The organism is Microvirga sp. P4_G7, assembly GCF_056401005.1.
Window position 1 is genome coordinate 1 of record NZ_JBFUKD010000325.1, and the last position, 3,960, is coordinate 3,960.

6 protein-coding genes are annotated in these 3,960 nt (G+C 59.2%); 3 read left to right on the plus strand and 3 right to left on the minus strand.

The features are described 5' to 3' along the window. Positions 1–350: 350 nt before the first annotated feature. Entirely contained in the window at positions 351–1,124 is a 774-nt protein-coding gene (locus AC1DT3_RS13705; protein WP_477465804.1) for an exodeoxyribonuclease III, read from the minus strand. A 212-nt stretch (positions 1,125–1,336) separates the two neighbouring features. On the opposite strand from AC1DT3_RS13705, the gene AC1DT3_RS13710 reads away from it, so the two are divergent. Beyond that, positions 1,337–1,933, plus strand: coding sequence for a Dps family protein (locus AC1DT3_RS13710; RefSeq protein WP_477465805.1), 597 nt, complete (start codon positions 1,337–1,339; stop codon positions 1,931–1,933). A gap of 76 nt (positions 1,934–2,009) precedes the next feature. Further along, positions 2,010–2,147: a hypothetical protein gene (locus tag AC1DT3_RS13715; protein ID WP_477465806.1), complete on the plus strand. Its 138-nt coding sequence runs from the start codon at positions 2,010–2,012 to the stop codon at positions 2,145–2,147. 66 nt (positions 2,148–2,213) lie between these two features. On the opposite strand, the gene AC1DT3_RS13720 is transcribed toward AC1DT3_RS13715, so the two are convergent. Both AC1DT3_RS13720 and AC1DT3_RS13725 read right to left on the minus strand, forming a co-directional pair. Further along, positions 2,214–2,609, minus strand: coding sequence for a hypothetical protein (locus tag AC1DT3_RS13720; protein WP_477465807.1), 396 nt, complete (start codon positions 2,607–2,609; stop codon positions 2,214–2,216). Between the two features lie 166 nt (positions 2,610–2,775). Continuing rightward, positions 2,776–2,961 (minus strand): hypothetical protein, encoded by a 186-nt coding sequence (locus tag AC1DT3_RS13725; protein ID WP_477465808.1) that lies wholly within the window; start codon positions 2,959–2,961, stop codon positions 2,776–2,778. Between the two features lie 278 nt (positions 2,962–3,239). Between AC1DT3_RS13725 and AC1DT3_RS13730 the strand changes: the two genes are divergently transcribed. Next, a partial coding sequence (locus tag AC1DT3_RS13730) for a patatin-like phospholipase family protein (protein WP_477465809.1) occupies positions 3,240–3,960 on the plus strand: 721 nt, incomplete at its 3' end.

The following is a 3,960-nucleotide window of genomic DNA, read 5'->3' on the forward strand; positions in this document are numbered from 1 at the left end:
GAGCCGTTCAGTGGCGACGTCTTGGACATATCCCCGAGAGACCCATTGATCCAAGATCTGACGCTGAAACTCGGCGCGACTGCGCAATTCGAGAACGTCGGCAACGGCGCACCGAAGCGCCCGGGACGGATCCCCGTCGACCAGATCTAGATACGCTCGGGATGCCAGCTCGACCTCGTCGACGCGCGTCGGTTCGGCTTGAGTTGATCGCAACCGAGTTTGGTTGTGCAAAGTCATTGTCGTTCCCGATGAGAACAAAATAAGAACACAACAGCTGATCGAAAGTCAACGAAGAAGATTTTCCGGCCCCCTGATTTTCGTATCGATGACGAGCCGCGAGTGAAGATGCTCTATGGATCAAGCGTGATCCAAGCCGGCGCGTGGTCGCTTGCGCTTTCCTCTCCACGAACTGTGCGGTCGACGCCCGCATCGCGAAGTCGCGGGGCGATGCGCGGGCTCAGCAAGAGGTGGTCCAATCGCAAGCCGGCGTCTCGTCCCCACCGTCCGCGCTTGTAATCCCAGAACGTGTACATCGGCTCGTCCGGATGAAGCGCTCGGATCGCATCCGTCCAGCCTTGATCGAGCAGGCGCTGAAAGGCCGATCGGCTCTCAGGTTGAAGGAGCGCATCGTCGCCCCACGACCGTGTCGGATAGATGTCGAACGCGGTCGGGACCACGTTGTAGTCCCCGGCGAGCACCACCGGCACGTCTGCGGCTTCGAGCTCCTTGGCATGCGCAATCAGTCGCTCGAACCAGGCGAGTTTGTATTCGAATTTCGGGCCTGGCTGCGGGTTTCCGTTTGGAAGGTAGATGGACGCGATAAGTACACCGTCGACCGCCGCCTCGATGTATCTGCTCTGCTCATCGCCAGGATCTCCGGGGAGCTCCTTGCGCGTCAAGACCGGAGCCACGTTCTTCGAGAGGATTGCGACACCGTTCCATGTCCGCTGACCCGTCCAGACCGCCTGATAGCCAGCCCGCTGCAGTTCTCGTTCTGGGAACTCCTTGTCTTGCGCCTTGAGTTCCTGGAGGCAAACGACATCCGGCTTTGCCTGCTTCAACCACCCGAGGAGGTTGGGGAGCCTGCGATTGATGTTGTTGATGTTGAACGTTGCGATTTTCATCGGTGGCGATTCTGCAGCACAATTGGCGGTTCGGGAAGGTTGGAGACCGCCATCGTCCCACGCGGACTGAGAATGGTGCACCGAGGCAGTTTCCTGACGCGCATCTGCTATTCTTATGCCCGCTATGGCCTGGACACTTCCAGCGGCCGCTACAGATGAAGCCTAGCAGCGTCCCGGACGCTGGTTCATTCGTGTGAGACGAGAGGTCAGCCATGGCGAAAACAGTCCAGAAGCGTGCGTCCACCAACAAGGTGCGCTCCAGTCAACCTGCGCTTCATCAACGTGGGGACACCATTCAGGAATTCGGCACGGTGAGGCAGCTCCCTGTCGGCCTGTCATACGAGGCGCGGCTCTATTCGTGTCAGCGGCTCAACCAAGTCCTCGCCGATACGCAGATCCTCTTCGCTCTTTACAAGAAGCATCATTGGTTGATGCGCGGCCCGAGTTTCTACCAGTTGCATTTACTCCTGGACAAACATGCCGGCGAGCAGCTCGCCCTGGTGGACGAGATCGCCGAGCGCATCCAGACCCTCGGCGGCATCGCCGTCGGGGACCCGCGCCATGTGGCCGAGATTACGCGAATTCCACGAGCGCCGAATGGCTGCGAGGAAGTTCCGGCGATGCTCTCACGGTTGCTCGAAGCCCATGAAATGATCCTGATCGATGCGCATGATGCCGCCTCGAAAGTTGAGGAGCTCGGCGACGATGGTTCCAACGATGTCCTTGTCAGCGACGTGATCCGCACCGGCGAATTGCAGGCTTGGTTCCTCGCCGAGCATCTGGTCGATACACCCATCGTGCGTGCCTGAGACATGACGTCAGACGACGGCGCGGAGCCCCTTCCGCGCTGTCCTGCGGGGGCGTCGATCGCATTGAAACGAGCCCGTGAATGATCTAGGGCTCAGCGGGTTGGGCGGTTTCTTTGCCGATTTCTTCGATGCCTTTTTGGAGGTCGCGGAAGCCGCGCAGAATGTCGACGTTTTGGTCGACCGTGGGTTCGGCAACTTAGGAGATGCTCCGTAGGCGCGACGCATGAAAAAGGCGCCCGCATGGAGCGGACGCCGTTTCAGATCAAGCGATGCACTTCGGTTAGTAGAACCAGGGATCCGGTCCCCACGCGCCCCAATAGTTCCACTGCGTATCTTGCATCATTGTCGCGGCGATCAGCTTCTGATCGGCAATACGCTGCTGGAACGCCATCTGCTGATAGGCCTGATAGGCATCCTGATTTCCATAATAGAGACACTTGCAGATCGTCGGGTCGGCGTAGAGATAGACGACCTGATTGTTGTCCTGCGTCTTCATGACGAATTTGTGCGGCGGCAATGCTCTGAGAGCATCGGCCTTGTCTTGCGTATCGACTGGTCTCGTTCTGAACCCGGCCGCAATCAGCATGTTCTCCTTGTTCTCGATCGTGCTGACGCACGCCGAAACAAAGAGCGACACCAGCATTGCAACGCTCGCTACGAATACTTTTGATTTCACGTCGAAGTCCTCCCCTATCAAGCTCATCTCAGCATCGCGCAAGTTGTTCGGCGGCGTCAAGCGCGTTGTGCGAAATAATTCATAGGCCGAAACCATATGTCCGCGACTAAAACCGTGCCTCGCTTACGGAAGATGCGTTGTTTGGAACCTATGCGGCGCAGAACTCCTACATCGGGCCGCCAACGGGACCGGGCAAGAGATTGTCGCCGAAACTGTCGTCCGGCGCGCTCGGAGCTTGATAGATCTGCGCCTTGACATAGTCGGGTTCGTTGCTCGATCCGCCGCTGGAAACACACGCTCCGAGGCTGAGAGCGATGCAAGCGAGCGCCACACAAGAAAGTTTCTGGATCATGGCTTGGTCCGCCGATTGAAAGGTTTCGGAAGCGGGACTTGGGCGGTCCGCGATTAGCTTCTTTACCGTGACATCGGTCCTAAGGGAAAGGCTATCTTAACTTTACGTTAACAGTTCCGTCCGACCATGCTCATCACGGGAGTCGGCCGAAACAATGGGGGCCGTGTCGTACATGGGGGCCAACGGCCGTCTCCCGACCAATTCCCTCGATCATGCATCTCGAAATTCCTGTGAAAGCCGCTAAGGTCACCGCAACGGAACTTTGAGACGATACCGCGATGGCGACTGTATGCAGCCGAAAGGCTCTCGTGTTTGCTCTGCTGATGGCCCCACTGGCCGCGGTGGGGGGATGCGCGGCGATCCCCAGAACGCCCTATTCCGCAGCTGAAGAGGCCGTTGCGACAGTTCCGGGGTTGCCTGGCGTTCGCGCATGGGCCGATTCCCCTGCCCTTGCGCGCGAGGCCGAGGCCTTTGCTCGAAAGACGGGCAAAGATTTCGTCTACCTCGCGCTGTCCGGCGGCGGCGGCGATGGTGCTTACGGCGCCGGGGTTCTCAATGGGTGGAGTGAATCGGGCACCCGTCCGCAATTCAGTCTCGTCTCGGGCGTGAGTACCGGCGCGTTGATCGCACCTTTCGCTTTCGCCGGACCGGCCTACGACGATGCATTGCGTCAGATGTACACGAGCGGGTACGCCGAGACGCTGACCGAGCGGCCCAATCCGTTCAACGCTCTATTCGGATCGGGTTTGTTCGGGAACGAACGCCTGCTGAAGCTCGTCCAACGTTTCGTCAGTGATGATTTCATCGCCAATGTCGGCCAGGAACACGCGAAAGGCCGCCGCCTGGTCGTCGTAACCACCAATCTCGATGCCCAGCGCCCCGTGTTGTGGGATCTGGGGGCGATTGCGGCAGCCGGTGCCAACGATCTGTTCCGCGATGTGATGACGGCGTCAGCCAGCGTGCCGGGCGTTTTCCAGCCGATGCTCGTGGGGGCACAGG

Bases quoted from the DNA above. Each gene is read 5' to 3' on its own strand.
- AC1DT3_RS13705 (WP_477465804.1), bottom strand. From the start codon at position 1,124: ATGAAAATCGCAACGTTCAACATCAACAACATCAATCGCAGGCTCCCC.
- AC1DT3_RS13710 (WP_477465805.1), top strand. From the start codon at position 1,337: ATGGCGAAAACAGTCCAGAAGCGTGCGTCCACCAACAAGGTGCGCTCC.
- AC1DT3_RS13725 (WP_477465808.1), bottom strand. From the start codon at position 2,961: ATGATCCAGAAACTTTCTTGTGTGGCGCTCGCTTGCATCGCTCTCAGC.